This is a genomic window from Dyadobacter sp. CY323, from assembly GCF_021390245.1.
In the GTDB taxonomy this organism is placed as follows: Bacteria; Bacteroidota; Bacteroidia; order Cytophagales; family Spirosomataceae; genus Dyadobacter.
In genome coordinates, this window is the sequence record NZ_JAJUXH010000015.1 from 203,740 (window position 1) to 222,830 (window position 19,091).

The 19,091-nt window shown below is 46.2% G+C and carries 14 protein-coding genes and 1 pseudogene; 7 read left to right on the forward strand and 8 right to left on the reverse strand.

Translation table 11 applies throughout. The features are described 5' to 3' along the window. Window position 1: 1 nt before the first annotated feature. Window positions 2–208 carry a hypothetical protein gene (locus LZG72_RS20445; RefSeq protein WP_233876583.1) on the forward strand — a complete coding sequence of 69 codons (207 nt, stop codon included), beginning with the start codon at window positions 2–4 and terminating at the stop codon, window positions 206–208. A 13-nt stretch (window positions 209–221) separates the two neighbouring features. Here LZG72_RS20445 and LZG72_RS20450 read toward each other — a convergent pair whose 3' ends face one another. Further along, window positions 222–374 (reverse strand): hypothetical protein, encoded by a 153-nt coding sequence (locus tag LZG72_RS20450; RefSeq protein WP_233876584.1) that lies wholly within the window; start codon window positions 372–374, stop codon window positions 222–224. A 298-nt stretch (window positions 375–672) separates the two neighbouring features. Then, window positions 673–1,638 (reverse strand): AraC family transcriptional regulator, encoded by a 966-nt coding sequence (locus LZG72_RS20455; protein WP_233876586.1) that lies wholly within the window; start codon window positions 1,636–1,638, stop codon window positions 673–675. A gap of 91 nt (window positions 1,639–1,729) precedes the next feature. Here LZG72_RS20455 and LZG72_RS20460 point away from each other — a divergent pair. Both LZG72_RS20460 and LZG72_RS20465 read left to right on the forward strand, forming a co-directional pair. After that, window positions 1,730–2,859, forward strand: a pseudogene (locus LZG72_RS20460) (FAD-dependent oxidoreductase). 134 nt (window positions 2,860–2,993) lie between these two features. Further along, window positions 2,994–3,338 carry a carboxymuconolactone decarboxylase family protein gene (locus LZG72_RS20465; protein ID WP_233876590.1) on the forward strand — a complete coding sequence of 115 codons (345 nt, stop codon included), beginning with the start codon at window positions 2,994–2,996 and terminating at the stop codon, window positions 3,336–3,338. Window positions 3,339–3,346: 8 nt separating this feature from the next. Here the strand turns inward: LZG72_RS20465 and LZG72_RS20470 are convergent, their stop codons facing one another. From LZG72_RS20470 to LZG72_RS20480, 3 genes are all read right to left on the reverse strand, one after another. After that, complete coding sequence (locus LZG72_RS20470) at window positions 3,347–3,886, reverse strand: hypothetical protein (RefSeq protein ID WP_233876592.1); 540 nt, start codon at window positions 3,884–3,886, stop codon at window positions 3,347–3,349. A 107-nt stretch (window positions 3,887–3,993) separates the two neighbouring features. Beyond that, the gene (locus LZG72_RS20475; protein WP_233876594.1) at window positions 3,994–4,608 is read right to left on the reverse strand and encodes a zinc-binding dehydrogenase; all 615 of its coding nucleotides are present in this window, start codon (window positions 4,606–4,608) and stop codon (window positions 3,994–3,996) included. 102 nt (window positions 4,609–4,710) lie between these two features. Beyond that, complete coding sequence (locus LZG72_RS20480) at window positions 4,711–5,079, reverse strand: alcohol dehydrogenase catalytic domain-containing protein (RefSeq protein WP_233876596.1); 369 nt, start codon at window positions 5,077–5,079, stop codon at window positions 4,711–4,713. Window positions 5,080–5,505: 426 nt separating this feature from the next. Between LZG72_RS20480 and LZG72_RS20485 the strand changes: the two genes are divergently transcribed. Both LZG72_RS20485 and LZG72_RS20490 read left to right on the forward strand, forming a co-directional pair. Then, window positions 5,506–5,889, forward strand: a complete 384-nt coding sequence (locus LZG72_RS20485; RefSeq protein WP_233876598.1) for a RidA family protein — start codon at window positions 5,506–5,508, stop codon at window positions 5,887–5,889. Window positions 5,890–6,045: 156 nt separating this feature from the next. Continuing rightward, on the forward strand, window positions 6,046–8,919 hold the full coding sequence (locus tag LZG72_RS20490; protein WP_233876600.1) for an ATP-binding protein: 2,874 nt from the start codon (window positions 6,046–6,048) through the stop codon (window positions 8,917–8,919). 172 nt (window positions 8,920–9,091) lie between these two features. On the opposite strand, the gene LZG72_RS20495 is transcribed toward LZG72_RS20490, so the two are convergent. Continuing rightward, window positions 9,092–12,658, reverse strand: coding sequence for a carboxypeptidase regulatory-like domain-containing protein (locus LZG72_RS20495; protein WP_233876602.1), 3,567 nt, complete (start codon window positions 12,656–12,658; stop codon window positions 9,092–9,094). A gap of 48 nt (window positions 12,659–12,706) precedes the next feature. Here LZG72_RS20495 and LZG72_RS29495 point away from each other — a divergent pair, with 48 nt between their 5' ends. Both LZG72_RS29495 and LZG72_RS20500 read left to right on the forward strand, forming a co-directional pair. Beyond that, a complete protein-coding gene (locus LZG72_RS29495; RefSeq protein ID WP_409017724.1) occupies window positions 12,707–12,853 on the forward strand; it encodes a DUF2958 domain-containing protein in 147 nt (48 codons plus the stop codon). Beyond that, a complete protein-coding gene (locus LZG72_RS20500; RefSeq protein ID WP_233876604.1) occupies window positions 12,795–13,043 on the forward strand; it encodes a DUF2958 domain-containing protein in 249 nt (82 codons plus the stop codon). The genes LZG72_RS29495 and LZG72_RS20500 overlap by 59 nt, the downstream gene beginning before the upstream one ends. 183 nt (window positions 13,044–13,226) lie before the next feature. Here LZG72_RS20500 and LZG72_RS20505 read toward each other — a convergent pair whose 3' ends face one another. Continuing rightward, window positions 13,227–14,996 carry a RagB/SusD family nutrient uptake outer membrane protein gene (locus LZG72_RS20505; RefSeq protein ID WP_233876606.1) on the reverse strand — a complete coding sequence of 590 codons (1,770 nt, stop codon included), beginning with the start codon at window positions 14,994–14,996 and terminating at the stop codon, window positions 13,227–13,229. 38 nt (window positions 14,997–15,034) lie between these two features. Beyond that, window positions 15,035–18,166 (reverse strand): TonB-dependent receptor, encoded by a 3,132-nt coding sequence (locus LZG72_RS20510; RefSeq protein WP_233876608.1) that lies wholly within the window; start codon window positions 18,164–18,166, stop codon window positions 15,035–15,037. Between the last annotated feature and the right edge of the window lie 925 nt (window positions 18,167–19,091).

Consider the following 19,091-nt stretch of genomic DNA (forward strand, 5'->3'; position numbering starts at 1 on the left):
TATGCCATACAAAGAGCGGGTGATCATTCACCAGGGAAAGAATAAGAAGTCAGTTTTACTCACGCCAATTGATGAAAGTACTGAAACTGATGTCTTTTTTTCGGACCCGCAAGTATTGAATGCCATCAAAGAAGGTATTGAAGACGTGAAGGCTGGAAGAGTGACTTCCATTCGCGATCTCAAAAACATATGGGCAGATATTCTGTAACCTTGCAATTGAATCACCCAACCCTAACCCCAATCAACTCCACTCCCAAAACCTCCTCGATCCGCACAATCGTCTCGATCGTAAAATTGTTATTCCCTTTCACCCAGAATTCACAGTCTGCGGTGTCACCTGCAATTTCTCCACCAGGTCCATTTGACTCATTCATGCGAGAAATGGGATTTCAATTAATGCCTTCCTTACATCCCATGTCCTCTACGACAATGCCAGGATCAAAACGATGGTTATTGCATTGAGTACATTGCTATTGAAAAAAGTCCGGGGGAAAAGCAGCATTAAACCAATAATGATGGAAAAAAGGCATTATGGTCTGGGTAACTCCCAGGTTTGCCATCATTTTTGCCTGAATCCCAGTGGGCTTTGTTTTGTCTTTGCTTTAAAGAGCCTACAAGAGTCAACATACAAACTTATTATGTTGGTGATCTAAAAAATGTCGTTGCGACTTTTCAGCGAACCCGCTTCATCACTGAAAATTTCTTCGGCTTGATACCAATTTGCTTTTCAAACACCCTGGAAAAGTGACTCAGGTTGTCAAAACCCATTTGATGACCCACTTCGGAAACCGACAGCTTTTCTGCTTTCAACAAACGAGCGGCTTCGTTTATACGGAATGCCTGATAATAACTAAAAATACTGTCGCCGAAAATTTGTCTAAACAACCGTTTTAATTTGGTCGGACTCATGTGGGCGCTTTCGGCCAAGTCGTTGATTACCGGCGGAGTATCCAGACAATCAAGCATTTGCTCTTTTATCCGGTAAATGGTCCGTATATCCTGGCTGTTTAACGCATAAAGCTGCAGTTTATCACGCCTTTCCAAGGCCATTAACAATCGACAAATCAGTTCTTCGGTTTTTACCCGCCGGAAAAATAGTGCAAACGTTTTGTCAACCACTTCGCTCACCAGTTCATCAACGAGGGTTTGTAAAGAGGGGAAGACTATTTCTTCAAAAAACAAGGGTTGCGTATTCTCTAACAAGCTTTGCAAGACAGTCGATTTTTCAGACAAGTCAAAGAGACCCCTCAGGTAATTGGCGTCTACTTCAATATTGATCATTGCCCGGTTGCGTTGGATCGGGATAACCAGGTCCGGATTCACCCGGCTGGTAACAATTAAAACAGAAGGGATTTCCTTACCCGTTGAAATGCTGTTTGTTGTAGGGATCACGTTCTGAAACTTAAACAAGATCATTCTCCTCATGGTGTCGACCTCGGGATTGTCAATTACCAGGTCTTCATATAGTTCATAGCTGAAGATCATCATTCGTATATACTCATTAAACACAAACCCGGCGCAGTAACCAGTCCCGGATGTTTCGGGGATGTCCAACCGATGATTTTTCACTTCTGTCCCTAATCGATGAGCCAGCTCTATTAGTACGCTCGGTACGGTTGGTAGAATATCTTCTTTCATAGAAAGTCTTTTATGACTATTTATGAGTCAAGTATAGCTATTTTATCCTTATAAGGCTGCATGCCTTTGCGTCAAGCTCAAAGCAAAACTTATGATACATGATGATACACGAGTAGCCATCGTTGGGGCAGGCCCCGTCGGCCTGACAATGGCGCGCTTATTACAGCAGGAAGGAATTGACGTAACAGTCTACGAGAGAGACAGGGATCCTCAGGCAAGGATTTGGGGTGGAACGCTTGACCTGCATAAAGAGTCAGGGCAGGCTGCCTTGAAAAAAGCAGGTTTACTGGAACGCTATTTTGCTCTTGCAAAACCGATGGGAAGGACATTAGCAGATCACCATGGTAATGTATTTTTTTCAAAGAGACCGACAGTTGAGAATCAATATGATAATCCCGAAATCAGCAGAAACGATTTACGAACCATGCTGCTGGATAGTTTAGCCAGTGATACTGTGGTATGGGACCGAAAATTTATGGGACTTGCCCAGTATAGGGAAAAATGGCGGCTGCATTTCGATGGTAAGCCGGATGTAATAGCTGATTTGGTGATCGGGGCTAGTGGCGGAATGTCCAGGGTAAGACCTTATGTGACTGCTGCGCAAGTCGAAGAGACGGGCACCTTTATTATCCAAGGGGAAGTGCTTGAACCGGAGTGGAAATGTCCTGACTTCTACCGATTTTGCAGCGGCAATATTTTGATGAGTTCCTATGAGGGCAACATACTGGTGGCAAACCCCAGCAACCACGGGGCATTGGCTTACGGCATAACGTTTCGAAAGCCCGACGAGTGGGTAGATGATCATGGACTGGATTTCCAAAGGCCGGATCACATCCGAACGTTTCTTTCCGAAAGATTTGTGGATTGGGATCAACGTTTCCATCAATTATTCAACCATACATCCACTTTTGTCGGTTTGACAACCAGAAAACTGCCGTTAGATAAGCCTTGGAAGGCTAATCGACCTTTGCCGATTACGCTGATTGGTGATGCCGCCCACTTGATGCCGCCCTTTTCCGGTCAAGGGGTAAATACCGGCCTGATGGACGCGTCAGTGCTAGCAGATAATCTGACAAAAGGGAATTATGAAACCATAAAAGCGCTATCCACAATTACGAGCAAAAGATGTTCATCTATGCGTCCGAAGCCCAACGGTCCTCTAGCGAAAATGAATTTCAGATTCATCAGCCCGACTTTACGTTCCAGCAATTCATTCATTAAGCCATCGTTCGAACGGTAAGATCTTACTTCTGAGGGACATAAACAAATGTCTCAGGGATGTGGATTTCATACGCTAAAACGAGTATAGGAAATGTTAAATCACCTTAACAATATATCATATAATATTAAACAAGATGACTGAATATCAAACTCCAAAGGATCGAAAATACACCGATACACTGATTAATTCTGCCCCGAAAGAGGCAGCAGCTTTTTTGAATTTAAAACACACAGCTGAACGGAGTGATGGCGTCATTCCCATCAAGTATAGAGAACTTATTTCGGTGGCAGTTGCACTAACGACACAATGCTCTTACTGTATTGAAGCCCATATGAAAAATGCCATCGATGCGGGTGCTACTAAGGAGGAGGTTGGTGAGACCGTGTTTATTGCAGCGGCGCTTCGGGCCGGTGGGGCGGTTGGAAACGGTCTCTTTGCAATGCGCATTTTTGAGGAAGAAGTTGGGAAGAAGAGTTGATGGGTTATTTAACGCCAGCCTATACCAACTCCCACACCGACATATGAAGCAAGGTCATTAGGTAATAAATGGGGCGTGTAGCGTAACCTTAAAATATATATCCATTTACCTGTAAGCATGTTGAAGCGAAAACCGATTATGCCAGATGGCGTCAGCAGTCGCTGTCTGTTGGTTCCTAAATATATGCCATTATCGTATCGGTCTACCATAAAACAGCCTAATCCCCCTTCGAAGTAAGTTTCAATCAGATAATGTCTGAGCTGTGGAAAGCAGGGGTTACGTTTGTAGGGATTTAAAATAACGCAATGCGTCAAGGCAGCGGAAAGAGCTGGACTGCGAAAATTAGCCCTGCTGACAGCGCCTAGTCCTGCTTGGACATTCCAAAATGACCTATTTGAATAGCCAAATGCTGCTTCGGCAGTAATAGCGCCTCGCGGAGTAATACCGTATAAGTCAACGCCAAATCCGCCTCGTATGCGCGTATAAAACGGCTGTGCGGCAGCATATTGAAAACAGAAGAAAAAAATGGAAAAATATCTCAGGAACACACGTACAGCTTTACCTTTTAACGGTTAAAGCAAGTTGGTAATTATGCTTAGAGCTGCGATTTGACATTGAGCTTTTATCGATTTGATAAAATTGATAAAAAAACATCTTAAGAGGCTGTATGAAGCGATTTCATGTCGACTACATATCGGAAACGAACCGTCTCGTCTTTGATTTTTTTGAAGGCATCGTTGATATCCTCCATAGAAATCATCTGAACGTGCGGTAAAATTTGATGCTCGGCACAGAAGTCGATCACCTCTTGCGTTTCCGCCACGCCACCGATGATTGACCCACCGACAGTGCGATTCTTCATGGCTACCTGCATATTATTGACCGGCTTTTCATACGGCCCGAGCAAGCCAACTGTTACCAATGAACCGTTCCGGTACAGAAGTTCCACATAGGGATTAACATCAAAAGCCTCTGGGATGGTGCACAATATGTAATTGAGTTTGCCCTCATACTGTTTCATCTGATCCTTGTCCGTGGAGATCAGCACGTGGTCAGCACCTAGCTCAAGCACAGCATCCTGCTTATCCTCTGACTTGGTGATCGCAGTCACTTCTGCGCCCATCGCTTTGGCAAGCTGCACGGCCATATGCCCCAGGCCACCGATCCCAACTACCCCAACCCGGTCGCCCGGACCTACCTTCCACTGTTTTAGCGGCGAGTATGTGGTGACCCCTGCACAAAGTATCGGCGCGGCCTTGCTGATATCCATACTTTCCGGAATACGGATTAAAAATGCCTCATTGACAACAATGCTGTCCGAATATCCGCCATAGGTATTGTACCCGCTCCCATCGGGCTTCCAATATCCATTTTAGGTCATTGTTTGCCCAACCGGCCCTTCACAAAACTGCTCTACCCCCTGCTGACATGCAGAGCAACGCTGACAACTGTCGATCATGCAACCTACACCGACAACATCATCTATGCTGAATTCAATAACCGCACTTCCAGCTTTGACAATTCGGCCAATCACTTCGTGCCCCGGCACGCATGGGTAAATTGTATTCGACCAGTCATTGGCCACCTGGTGGACATCTGAGTGGCATACCCCGCAATATAAAACTTTGATTTGCACCTCGTTGTCCTTGGGTTGCTGCCGGTCTATCTCCATTGGTTTTAGAGTTTCCCCACCAATCAATGATCCCGTTGCGCCGTACGCTATGCTTTTGAAAGTTTCCATTTGATAAAATTTGATTTTAGTTTGAGATGAGCCGCCAGACATTTGCCGCGCCTGAATAGGGTACAAAGCTTTTGGGACTACGGCCAATAACAAAAAAACGTACCAATGGACAGTGGTACGTAAAAGCGGCTTTTCGCCAGGCACAACTACTCAGAGATTAAAATCTCTTGGCCCCTGCAACTACAAAAGATTATATCGTATATTAAATAAAAATTACTGGTCTAAGACCGCTGTGAATCTTTGTATGGGCAATGATTGCTGCTGTGGGCAAAGTATTCAACCTCGGGCATTCGATCCTATCAGCCCGGCAAAGTTTCGATCACAGACACCTAGGATATGGGTTTTCTTATTGCAGTCTCATCAAAGTGTATGAGTTAGCCATTGACAAGCAGCATACCTAACTCATACAATTAAATCAAGTGTATTATGGATGAAAGGACAAATTTCAATACTGAGAAAGCCCCGCGAATGAATCCGGCGTTTCCACAGGCAGTAATTGCAAACGGTTTAATTTTCCTGTCCGGTATGCCAGGCTTAAACCTTGACTCGGGTCAAGTAGTCGGCAACTCGTTTGAAGATCAAACCAGACAAGCATTCTCGAATATCAAGACTGTACTGGAAGAAGCTGGTAGCAGCATGAATAAGGTTGTAAAAACAACGCTCTTTATGGTAGCAGGTAACGACTTTGGAATAGTTAACAAAGTTTACATAGAGTTCTTTCCAACAGATGCACCTGCACGCAGCACTCCTCAGGTTATGCCTTTCCCGGCAGGTATATTAATTTCAGTAGAGTGTATTGCGTTACTTTAAGAAAGAAGAAAAAAGCTGAATGCAAAAATGTGATCCCAATCATCAATGAAAGTAAATATCCTTGTACTGGCACTCTAATGATGAATCGCCTCTGAAAGAGTTCATATGCCGAAGTTGAAATCAATCGAGCTACCCGTTCTTACTAATTTCCTTCTGATGATGATTAGGTTTCTGCCGTTTTTGCTGATTTGGTCAGGTTCGATGGCCCAGAGCAGCCAGATACTTGTTGAAGCAGTGCAGGAAGTTCCATCAAAAACCATTTACGATTTATTTTTGGATCGGCAGAACTTTCTTTGGATTGCAACGGAGGTAGGTGTATATCGTTATGATGGAATCAGTTTTACGCCGTTTGCCTCCAATGAACAAAGTTCATTGAGTGTGTCCGGATTAAGCCAGGATGAACAAGGCAGAATATGGTTTCACAACTTTACAGGGCAGATTTTCTATATAGAGCATGACCAAACACATCTGTTAAGGTCTTATGATTCACATTCCGAATCCAGGTTTGGTAAAATAGTTGTACATAAGAATTTCCTTTACGCAACCTCTGACAAGGGCCTATTTGTCTGCGATACCAGAACACTTTCAGGTAAGTACGTAGATGCTGAAAATAAAGCTTCCGGGGGGACCAACTCCTTGGCGATACTCAATGAGGGGTTAGTGGCACATGGCAAAAACGGCTGGTACATTTACCGGCCCGGGCCGCATGCTGAACTGAAACAACTGAACCTACCCAAGGATATGCGGTCCTATCCGGCGTCTTCGCTGCACCCTGGGACACTTGGCGACACACTGTTGCTATTTTCCAATCCTTCAGGGACGCTTACCAAGTTGGGGGTGCGTGGCGATTCGCTGCTTGTTTATCAACGAAAGATCTATAAGGAATTCATCAATACGATTTCTCAGACAAGTAATGCGACATGGATTAATACCCAGAAAAGAAGTACTCAGCTAAATGGCGCAGCATCCATAAGCGGACAAAATCTCAGCGATGTTGTCAAAGATCACGAAGGTAATATCTGGTTTTCAAGTCTAAACAATGGTTTACTTGTGAAAAAGAGCCATACAGTCAGACAGCGGATTATTCTTCCCGGGCTACCCACCAATGATATTGTTAGAACAATGGCTAAACATAGGAATATGCTGTTGATGGGTACTCAGAACGGCAGGATCTATGCATACGACTATAAGCTCAATGATTTCCGACATAACCTTAAATTCCCCGAAGATTTTCCTTCCATCCGGAAGATCGCCCCAATCGATGAAAGCAGTGTGATGATCGGAACACCTATTCATACGTACGAGTATAGCATCCTTACCGGTAAGCTGCAAATAATCCCCACCCTCAGTTCTTTGAAACAAATTGACAGTACACACGACCTGATTTTTGCCACGACAGCCAACGGGCTGGTTATTCTTCTCAGGCACCGAAATGATGAACTAAGAAAACAGGTCGTCCGTCAACTGAGAGGGGTTACTGAATATCATGAGGAGTCTAATTTATTTCGCTACGGCAAGAGATGTGATGCCCTTGCCTATCATCCAGGAGAAAGGACATTGTTTGTCGCTTTCAAAAATGAATTGTTTTCAATAAATGAAAAAGGAATAACACCCGTTTTGTTCAGAGGTAAACCCGTATACTGTGAAGCTTTGCGATATTATAACAATAAGATTTATGTAGGCACAGTCAATGATGGACTCTTAGTTTATCATAATCAACATATTTCTCAATTTACCGTTGAGGATGGTTTACTTTCAAACAGCATTCTTAAGCTGCGCGAGAGTAATAATGCCATATGGCTACTCACAGGGGGCGCCGTGCAAGTGCTGGACGTTCAAAAAAATCAGTTTGGTAATAGTAAAAATCTGTCAACATCAGATGGCGTTCTTACCACCGACTTGTTAGTTGTCGAAGACCAGGTATACCTTGCCACTGTAAGCGGGCTATTTAAAATTGCATTGAACGAAAAGGCAGTTGATAAGCCGCTTACCAACTATTTGTACAGTGTACTGGTAAATAACAGAATGATGGCAAATCAGCATGTTTTCGATCGCAATCAGAATAACATACAATTTACCGTATCCGTACCAGTTTATAATAAGGCAAGGCAAACCTTCATAAAATACTGTCTTACTATTGGAAAAGGCTGCACCTGGAACGTTACCAGTCCGGGAATGCGGACAATTACCTTCGCATCACTAGCACCAGGAAAGTATACCCTCAAAGCGTTTGCCGTAAATCCTGAGCTGGGCATAGCCAAAATTCCGATAATTTATCATTTTGAAATCTTACATTCCTGGTGGCAAAACCCGTTGTTCCAGAACTTTGTAATCGGGATGTTCATTTGTTTTGTCAGTTACTTGATATTTAGATTCATTGTCGACCGCAGACACCTCCAACGAAAAATTGACTGGCAGCAACAGGTTATTCTGGAAGAGCGACAGAGGATCAGCAGTGAAATTCACGATGACATCGGTGCTGGGATCTTTGCCATCAGGCTGTTCGCGGAAGTAGCAAGCAGACAGCAGAACCCCCGAGATGAATTGACCCAGATTGCTCAAATGATAAATGATATATCCAATAAAATTCGCGGTACCATCTGGACCACAGACGTTGAGAATGACACTTTGATCGATCTAATCACTTATATTAAAGATCAGGCTTACGCACAGTTTGCACACGTCAATGTCGATTTTGTAGCGCACATTCCAAATGAAATTCCTGAGGTTGTGGTCTCCGGACGTAATCGACGAGAGATTTCGCTCATCGTTAAGGAATTAATTCACAACGCCCATAAGCATTCGGATGCTTCAAAAATCACCTTGGAGATACACATAAAGAGCAATTCCCTTCGTATCTGGATTAATGACAACGGCAAAGGGTTTGACTATACGGCAGTAAGGGCACCTTCGATGGGTCTAAAAAATGCGGAGGCCAGAATTCGTAGGTTAAAAGGCAAAATTAAGGTTCAGCAGAAAGGAGGAACCCAGGTATTCATAGAGATCCCTCTCAACGACCTTGGTGTGTAATGATTCTATCAGACCCGTTGAGACCAGGTCTCGGCGCAATCGTTTAGTTGCAAGGCAACTGCTTAGAAAATATCGCTGCCGCAGTGTTTGTTCTCTCCGCCCGAACTTCGTAACATGGGCACGAAAATGGCCTGCGCTCATACCTACAATATTTGAGATATAGACAAAAATATTATTGAATTTGTACTAAGTGAATACCCAGCACCGCACGGCCATCAGCTGTAATGCCTTGAATCACGACGCGCAGCGTTCGTACTACGTCTGATAGCGGAAAACGCAGCTGGCTGTTTCCCTGAGCATCGGCTAGTATTATTGGTTTCCAATATAGCACATCCCGGTCATCAACTGGGCCGGAAATGGTGCTGGTAGTCACGTCCACATCATAGCGTGGCACATAAAATTCGCGCTGCACCGACGGATAACCAATGAATTGAATCGGTGCCATACCCTCGTTCGGTTTCGCATTTACCTGCATAGACCGTGCACCTTTTGAATAAAATGCTATTACTCCGTTACCTCCCCGAACTCCGTATATCCCCGCCGTACCTGCATTTTTCAGCACTTCGACACGTTCAATGTCTCTTGGATTGAAGTTCATCAAAGCGCTTCCATCAGGGTCTGGAACAGGAACGCCATCCATCAGAAACAGCGGCTGTGTACCACTTTTATAGCTGCTCATGCCCCGAATGGATACCTGATATCCGGGGGGGGCTGGCGGGCCGCCTGGCGATGGTGTAGTTCTCACGACCGTCACACCCGCAAATCGCCCCTGAATCATTTCATAGAGGTTGGAGTAAATTAGCGATTTCTCATTGAACGTGATCACGGCATCGGCATCATTGTGCAGACTACGCATTTTAATATCATCTGGCCTTTCATTGTATTTCTGCGCTCGAACAGTCACTTCATTTAGCAGTCTTACCTTTTTATCACGGTAAAAATCGGTGTTTGCCTCTTGCCGGGTCCGGGCAGCTACCAGTTGAGCTTGCAGCATCGGCCAGTTTGGCGTGGCAGTCGTTTTACCGAGTTCCCATAGTTTGCCAGGCCCTTCCTGAACCAGGATGGCTTCTTTGGCAGGCATTTTTCTTGAATTACGCCCAGCGATTTGTACCATTAAATTTACAGTATCAACAATAGCCATACCCGCCATGCGAAAACGCCCCTCTTTGTCAGCCCCAGCCGATTTTACAAATGATTGCCCAGCCCCTGTGGTCGCCACAATAATCTGCGCACCAGGTATGGGTTGATTTTCCGAATTCAAAATGCGGCCGCTCAGCGAAACCCCACCGAGCGAATCAGTGTCCGGTGTGCCACTAACCCGTCGCCAACCCTGCGTCAGCAGCAGGTCGTCCAGAGCTTTACGGGTCTCTGTAGAGTGATTCAATACGTAGTGATTGGGGTTTTCAACACGTCCCCGCAGCTCTCCCGTAAGCAACAAGTGTGCTTGAAGAGTCGCCTCGGCGGTATCCTCAGGCACTATGCTGGCATCGGTAATCGACGCCGATAAGGCTGCGGACACATTCAATCCGTTATCTTTCAGATTGATGCCTAGGATAACGTGTTCACGGGGCTGATATTTTGTTTTGTTCAATTTCAATGTCACACGAACTGGCGCAACGAATTCCGGCACAAAAAATAGCCGCTCGCCTTGTGGCTTAGCTGCTGCATCGTAAAGGGTGACTTGCGCAAGACCGGGAAACCAGCCCATCACTGGCAAGCTTATCTTCGCCACCCCATGTTGCAAGAAAATTTTTCGCTGATCGACTATCAGGCCGCGCTGCTGGATAAGAATGTATACGGAGTCGGCCTGGGCCCGGTTGGAGCTCAAGATGGTTAATGCCAGACGGGTTGTATCGCTAATCGCATCGGCTGAAAGCAACAGCCCTTCGTTTTCGGGTTTAGGCAATGGAACGTGTTGCAGTTGGTTGTTGTAGGATACATCTGCGTAGTAGGTCCGCTGCGCCTTCGGCTCTATCAACACGCTGGTCATGCCTTGTTGGTTGGTCTCAAAACGAACTACCTCAACACCTAAATCGTCAACAATACTCCCTGCGGTGGACAAACCACGACCGTTGGACTGTACAATTTTCACGCCTAGACGCACTGGTAATCCTGAAATCCAGCGACCACCTTCAGGCAAAACCTGAATGTCTAATTGCTGAGCAACAGAATCGCTACGCATTGATACGTCGTTACGAAACAAATTATAGATAGCCACCGACCGCTCAAAAGCCGGGCGTCGCTGGGCATCATCTTCATCGGTATAGGCGCGTAGGCGATACGTTCCTGTCGTGAGGGTATCGGACAGACGAAAGTTGCCCTGGCCACGTCCCTCAGCGATGTGTACCCACTGGTGCTGCACCAGTTTCCCGGTTGACGTAAGCAGGTCAACATGAACGGCGGTTTCACCACCGGCCCGCTGGTGACTGGTAGCGTCAAGTAAGTAGGTGCTCATCCAGAGCCGGTCGCCAGTGGCATAAAAAGGTTTATCAATGTGAACAAACAATGTCGGAGCCAGCAACTTAAATCGTCCGTTGAAAGCCGCACTGATACTGCCCAGGCAGGTGTCAGATGGCGCAAGTTTTCCTTGTCTGGCCAATGAGCCAGTTATATCTGGCTCCGTCTCGCGCCCTTCGGGTTTCCAGTCGGCGGGCAACATCGTTGATAGTCTGTCATCACCCATTGAGCCTTCCGCTTCCATGCCCTCAGGCATCGTAATAACCCCATCAACGGTCATCTGCAACTGCCCGCTGGGCAGTTGCAGCTCCGTATAGGCGTAACGGGCATCGGGATACGGTGAGAAACCTGAGGAGGCTTTGGTATAGAATACGATTAGTTTCATGGGCGAAACCAATCTGCGTTCGCTCGGTAACCGACCGGGTTGAATCAACTTGGAAACCTGAATTGGAACCAAACGTTTGTATTCGCTTATCGCAGCGGTAAGCGTAATGATCCGACGTTCGACCGAGATTGGCTTAGTGACATCTTCCTGATAAACCAGGAAGCCAGCCTGTTCGAAAGTACCGTCTATCAAGCTGGCCATTAAATGTCGGATAGATCCACGGTATGCAATCAGCCGGTTGCGCCGGAATCGGTCGGCCTGCCGTTCGCTTTCGGGTTTGAGTTCTTCGAACCGGGCCGTGCCAGCAGAATAAACCTTCCCCGACAGAGTAGCATCGAAATGTCGCAAATCATAGATAAGTCTATAACCCAGCGCCTGGTTATCAACGATTAACGGCTCATTAGCCTTCGCATACAGATGACCTTTATCTTCTTTAAAGTTGAGAACTTCACTATTTACAAGCAGGCACTGCCCGCCAAACGGCTCGCCAAAGAGTTGCTTTTTAAACTGACGTAAATGCCGTTCCGACCGCTTCAGATTGCCCCGTACTGTGATAGCGTCCAGCATTTGTTCACTTGCTTTGAGCTGGAAATTGGCTTTTTGCGGAGACGTATTTTCAAAACGGATACTTTGCCTAGCAGATTCATACCCAACAAATGAAGCAACAATATCGACCGTACCAAGTGAAATTGCAGCAAGCGCATATGCTCCTTTTTCGTCCGTAACGGCCCCCTGCGAACTGCCATTAATATATACATTGGCAAACTGCATAGGTTTTCCTGTCGCGGCATCTGTCACGAATCCGGTCAGCAGGGCTGTCGTTTGTCCATAAGCCAGCTGGCACGATCCCAGAAATAAGTAGAAAGTTATCGAGCCAATAAAGAACCAGCAGCGCATATTTATTGAATTATTCTGTAAAAAGAATCCAGACTCGTAATCATACCTATGGAGAAACGCGCCGAAGATAACCCACCAGCTGTGAAGCTGTTCATTGCAAACGCGACCTGGCTCCTATCCGAGATCAACCCGCTCTATGATGATATCGCTTTCGGGCTGTGTGACCTTGGAGTGGGTTACCCGGAACATTGGTAATGTATCTACTTCCGAACTGGAAGCTGCCTGTCATCCGAAGTTGGGTATACAGATCGAGCGTGACCTGTATTTTACACCCTCCTACCCTATGAGCGTTTACGCCGAAGCTGCGCGTATGTTTCACCAGGTTACGGATGATCAAAGCCAACTTGCCATTGCACAGTTATCAATGATTAATAGAATGAAGTGATCGAAGAGCTCGATTCTGAGCCGATCTCAAGCCAATTTCTTACTCGATGGCGTTTAATCAGAAATGCCTAAAATATCTGAGAGAGATAGGTTACAGCATTATTGAATTAAAAACCCCCAACACCAAGGTTTCCGGAAAACCGGGCCCGATGTTGGGGAATGTATCGAGATGAATAACGGCAGGTTATTCTATCGTTTCCAACGGCGGCTTATTATTCTGAGCACCCACATAACCCTGGTTCTGATTAATGCGCCCCAGTGTATTGGCAGTAATAATCGGGTCGCTGATCGGCCACTGGAAGTGGTAAGGCTGAATATTAGGACTTTGTCCGAGTTGCCTCACCTCGCCCGACCGGCGATAGAAATCGTTCAGTTTGAAAACCCTGTCATAGAAGAAGTTTTTCTCATGAATGTTGGTCAGGCTGTATCCCATTTCTCCACGTTTTGCAAGGATATATGAAACACGGTTCAGCTCGTTCTGGCGTGGCTGCTCGGCAAAAAGCTCCCTTGCGCTTTCATCAAAAATATAATCGATTGTAACATTGGCGCCGGTGATCGGCGTTGCTTTGGCCCTTGCCCGTACCACATTGATATCCGCAGCGGCATTGCCCATTTGTCCCAGCCAATAATAAGCCTCAGCTCTCAGAAGATATGTTTCGGCCAGACGGAAAATATACCAGTCGCCGTTGCTGCCCAGCGGCTGTCCGGTCTGATCAGGCTTTTTGGGCGAGTAGGTTTTGTAAAAAGGCATCGGGAAAATACGCGCCCAGTATTCACCGGGAATGTCTAGGTTTTTAGGGTCAAAAGGCTGGCGATACTGAACAGAGGCCGGATTGTTGTAAAACAGCTCCTCCCGGTCATACCAGTTAATGTTGGCTCTTCTCAGATCAGGCGTAGTTTTGTAATTATACGTTCCTTCTTCCCAGATGCGGTAACTGTGCCAGTCGCTGAGCGCCACGTCGGGGTTACCGCGGCCCAATGAATCATACAACGGCCCGCTGTCGATCATTCCCAGTTTCCCTTCCCGGTCTTTAGCGCTCACGCTGTTATAATAGGCACAATGGTATACGCGCATCGTAAACAAGCCCGCCGAACGTGCCGTCACGGGCGCTTCCCAGCGATCAACAAAAGCAAGGATGGTTTCGGTATTGGCGGCAATATTTTTGTTATCCGGGCGGTGCAAGTCCCAGATCACATTTTTTCTCGGATCGTTCGCATCCTGTCCAAAACGATTGGTCATCAGTTTGTACGGGCCTTCGATCACTTTGGTTGCAGTTGCTACGGCTTTCTCGAACTGAAGATTAGCGAGATAAATTTTGGTCAGCAAGTGGTTTGCCGCACCTTTCGACGGAACGCCAGCGCTCGTCACTACCGGAAGCCACTCAGCCGAAAATTCTGCATCTTTCTGGATCTGGTTTAAGATCGCCCAGCGGCTATGCGTATTGAAATCCAGTTTAGCACCTTTTAATTCCTCCTTGATAAAAGGCAAATCGCCGTAGTTTCCGATCAGGCGGTAGTACCAGTAGGAGCGGTGCCAGAGGGCTTCGCCCAGCACTTTGTTACGGTTTTCCTCGCTGCTCCATTTGATCTCATCAATACGGCTGATGACCGTGTTCGCATTTTTGACCATCTGAAAAATATCATTGATCTGATTTACAAACTGCTGATACTGATCAGAATTTGGCGTCAACGCGCGGTAGTCCATTTGCAGCCAGGGAACTCCGGCTTCTGAGGCAGCCCACTGATGCGCCATAAAGTTCTTTTGCGCAGTTTGCTCCCGAGTAAGGTCCTTACGCATCGTCACAAGCATAGACTGGTAGCCACCTTCATTGACAAAAATATTTTCAGGCGTAAAAAACGACTCCGGCCTGGGTTCCAGGAATTTTTCGGAGCAGGAGAATATAAATGCCAGCCCGGCACACAGAACCCAGCTTAGTTTCTTTTTGATTTCCATATTACTATTGGTTGGAATTTTGGATTAAAATCGGTTCGTTACAGAGACACGTTCAAGCCGAACGTGATAGTTCTTGGCATCGGATCCAGGCTTGGCTTTGTACGGTCAAGGCTGGTTTCAGGATCCCATCCCGGCCATTTTGTGAAAGTGGCAAGGTTACGAACCGCTGCAAAAACACGTACGCTGTTTAGTTTAGCTATACTTGCAATGGCCGACGGTACATTGTATGAAAGCGACACATCCTGAACACGAAGGAATGAAACAGACTTATAAGGCATGATCCCGCCACCGAAAGGAGCTACGTTGTTGTTGAGCCTCGGAAATTCGTTGTTGCGGTTGTCGGGTGTCCAGTATGGATAATTGGCAGTGCTGTTCCTGTCGATGGTCGACCAGCCCGCAACCGATTCCGGGAAATCGCGGATGTGGCCAAGATCTGCACGAAGAAAGATGGATGCCGTGAAATTTTTCAGGAATTCCACCTCGTTCCGGAAGCCGACATTGAATCTCGGCTCAGAATAACCGATGAATTTTTTGTCCTGCAAAGCTTCATAAGCTCCATTATCGTCCAGATCAGCGGCCTTCAGGTCACCAGGTTTCAGGTTGTAACGTTTGGCCTGTTCCGCCTCTTCGACCTGCCACGTTCCCTGGATATCGTAATTCCATACCACATCTATCGGCTGTCCGATAAACCATCCGTTCGAAAAGTCAGGAACTTCTCCCTGCTGCTGTTTTCCTTCGAGGGTATAGCTACCGGTTTGCCCGAACAAAGTTTTGATCCTGTTTCTGTTCAGCGAGAAATTGACATTGGATCTCCATGTAATATTGGAGTTACGGACATTCGTCGAGCCGAGCGTAAATTCAAAACCACGGTTACCCAATGCCCCTATGTTAGTAGTTACATATTCGAATCCGGTAACCCTTGGCAGCGACCGGCGTACCAGCAGGTTGCGGGTGGTAGCATCGTAAGCATCCACCGTAACGGTTACTCTGTTTGCAAACAATCCCAGGTCTATACCGGCATTGAGCGATTCAGTTTCTTCCCATTTGAGCATTGGGTTGGAAAGCGTGGAAGTGAAAACCCCGATCTGCGTCGCAGAACCATTGTAATATTGAACTGAATTCATCTGAGAGAAAGCAGCGTACGGGCCGATGTCACGGTTACCATTTTTACCCCAGCTCACCCGGAGTTTCATCTCGTTTATTTTTTCCGATGTGAAAAACTTCTCGTTTGAAATTTTCCATGCAAAAGCTGCTGCGGGGAAAATAGCCCGCGGGTTTTCCTGTCCGAATGCACTGAAACCATCCCTTCTTACGGAAGCAGTAATAAGGTATTTGTCCATTAGCGAATAATTGATCCGTCCCATCAGACCGTCACCGGAATAGCGGAGATCATTACTGGTCAGGGTAGGTTTGCCGCCAAACTGCATACCGTGGTAGCCTAACACATAGCTTGGAGCAAATGCTTCATTGGTATTGGTTTCATCCCATGATTTAAAACGCTCAGCATTGTAAAGAAGGGTCACGTCAAAGCTGTGGATACCTACTTTCTTGTTCCATTTTAAAAGATTGTCGACCATCCACTCCGATGTGGATTTGTTCTGGCGGGTCGCGTAGCCTCCGCTGCGGGCATTGCCTCCCACAAGTGTGAGCGGCGACCAGAAATTGAGGTCACGGAATGTCTCTATACGCGGTTGGTAGGAAATGCGGTAGGTGATGCCGAGTGGTAATTTCAATTCCGCATAAATCGATGCAAAAACGCTGTTCACCACCTTGGAACGGTCTTGTCCGTTCGGGTTGACAAGTGGGTTTTCACCTCCCGGATATCCATGGGGAAACCAGGCCATGGTGCCGTCGGTATTGTATATACGGGCATAAGGGCTGACGGTGTACAATCCATTGATGTTGGCAGGAACCGCGCTTTCGTCCCGGTTGGTATATTGTGCATTTATACCGGTGCTCAGCCAGTTCGTGACTTTGAAATCCACATTGAGCCTCGACCGGATCGCCGAATATTTGTCGCCCAGAATAATACCAGTGTTATCCAGATAACCCAGCGACCAATAATACGAAACATTGTCGGTACCTCCGCCTATGCTGAGATCATATTCCTGTCTTTTACCTTTTTGAAAAAACTCATTGGCCCAATCCACAGGCTGGCCGGCCATATAACTTTCTATTTCAGTTGGAAAAAAATTAAGCCTGGCGAGCCATTCCCGCGTATTATCGGCATTGGGATTGTTGGCAGCGGCTCTCCATTGGTCGAGTGTCACACCTTGTGGAAGCTGGTTTGGGTTAAACCAGTAAAAGTCAGGCTGAGTCTGGCCGAGTGTGCGGAAAAAATCCCTGCGGAAGTCCAGGTAACCCTGCGGCCCGCGTGCACCGAAATTTTTATTGAGCGCCTCGGAAATCCCGAGCTTGGTGGAGAAATTGATGGTAGGCTTTCCTGACTTACCTTTAATAGTAGTGACCAAAATGACCCCATTCGCGGCCCTGGCACCATAAATCGCCGAGGAGCTGGCATCTTTCAGGATGTCCATCGTTTCGATATCGGAAGAGTTGATATCCCGGAGTTCACCATTAAAAATCACCCCGTCCAGAATGATCATCGGCGACGTGGCGGCGTTCAGGGAGTTGGAACCCCTGATCTCCATCGAGCTTCCACCGGCTGCCGACGTACCCTGGTTAGCCTGAAATCCGGCAACAGTACCAGCCAGTACGTCCGTGAGCTGGGTAACCGACTGGCTTTTAAATGTATTGGCGCTGATCCGTGCCACAGAACCCGTAAGGTCACTTTTTTTGGCAGTACCGTAGCCCACCACCACAAGTTCGTCCAACGCTTTGCTGTCGGATTCCAGCTGCACATCCAAGATCGACCGGTCGTTCAGCACCACTTCACTAGGCTTATAGCCGACGTAAGAAAACAACAAAACCGCCTTTCCGTCTGCGACTTCCAGCGAATATTTTCCTTCGGCATCGGTTAAGGTTCCTGTCTGGGTCCCTTTGATCATAATGCTTACACCCGGTAATCCTTCACCTTTTTCATCGGTAACTTTTCCGGTAACATTGAAAGCGACCCTTTTACTCACGTGGGTACCGAACCGTGCTGCCGACCCGGCGTGAGCAAGCAGTGGCAAACAGGCGGCACCCGTCAGTACTATCGAAAATCCCATCACCTTTCGGATTTGCTGCAGGGATTTGCTAAAGTGGGGCGCAATAAGGTTTAATTTTAGTTGTATTGCCATGTAGGTAAAGTGGTTTGGTTTTAGTGGGAAAATGAAAGCCCTTCAACCATGCGTACAGATGCATTGCTAGGCGGATTCTCTGGGTTTATCGGGCGATTGTTTTAGTTAAAAAAAGGGGGTTAAAGTTGAGATTATGACATATAAAACACCTTCACGTATTGATATATACGTTCAGTCTTTACTATTTTTTAAACCTAATTTCCGGTTACGTTACCGCAATGAAAATTAAAAATGTGTACGTACCCGTAAATATAACCATCAACTTTTAATTTAAAAAATGTTAATTCTGTAACTATAAGTCTTACAAGAATAAAATTTTTAAAAAAGTACCATTACAGCAATTTTCTATGGAATAGTTTGCATTTTCCTCTTTATATCCTTGTAGGCCCAGCTGGCCATTGCATTGTTCATTAATTCGAAGTTCCAGCCCGACTCCGTCAGCGGTGTAGGTTACTTAAGGCGGCACGACCGGCCTGGCTTCACGAATGAGAAGGTAATCTCCTCGAGCTGTTTGAGTATAAGATTTCAAGCAATATTATAATGTTACAACTATTGGTGCAAATTTTGAATCTTACAAGTGCAATCTTTCCATGTCAAAAGTCATAAGACAACTCAGATTTAGGTACAAGTTGGACTGATCGGGATAAAGTTTATGAAAATGTATTGGTAATAAAGAACTACCCGGATAGCCTTGTAAAACCCAATGCAAAGATTTTTGTTACAATCGATGTTGATGGTACAAACAACAAGGATAACTGTCTCATTAATGAACAGCTTTGCCCTCAGTATCTACCTCTAATTACTAATGTGCCTTTTGTTTGTATAAATTCAATCTCCACTTCAAACTGTGACC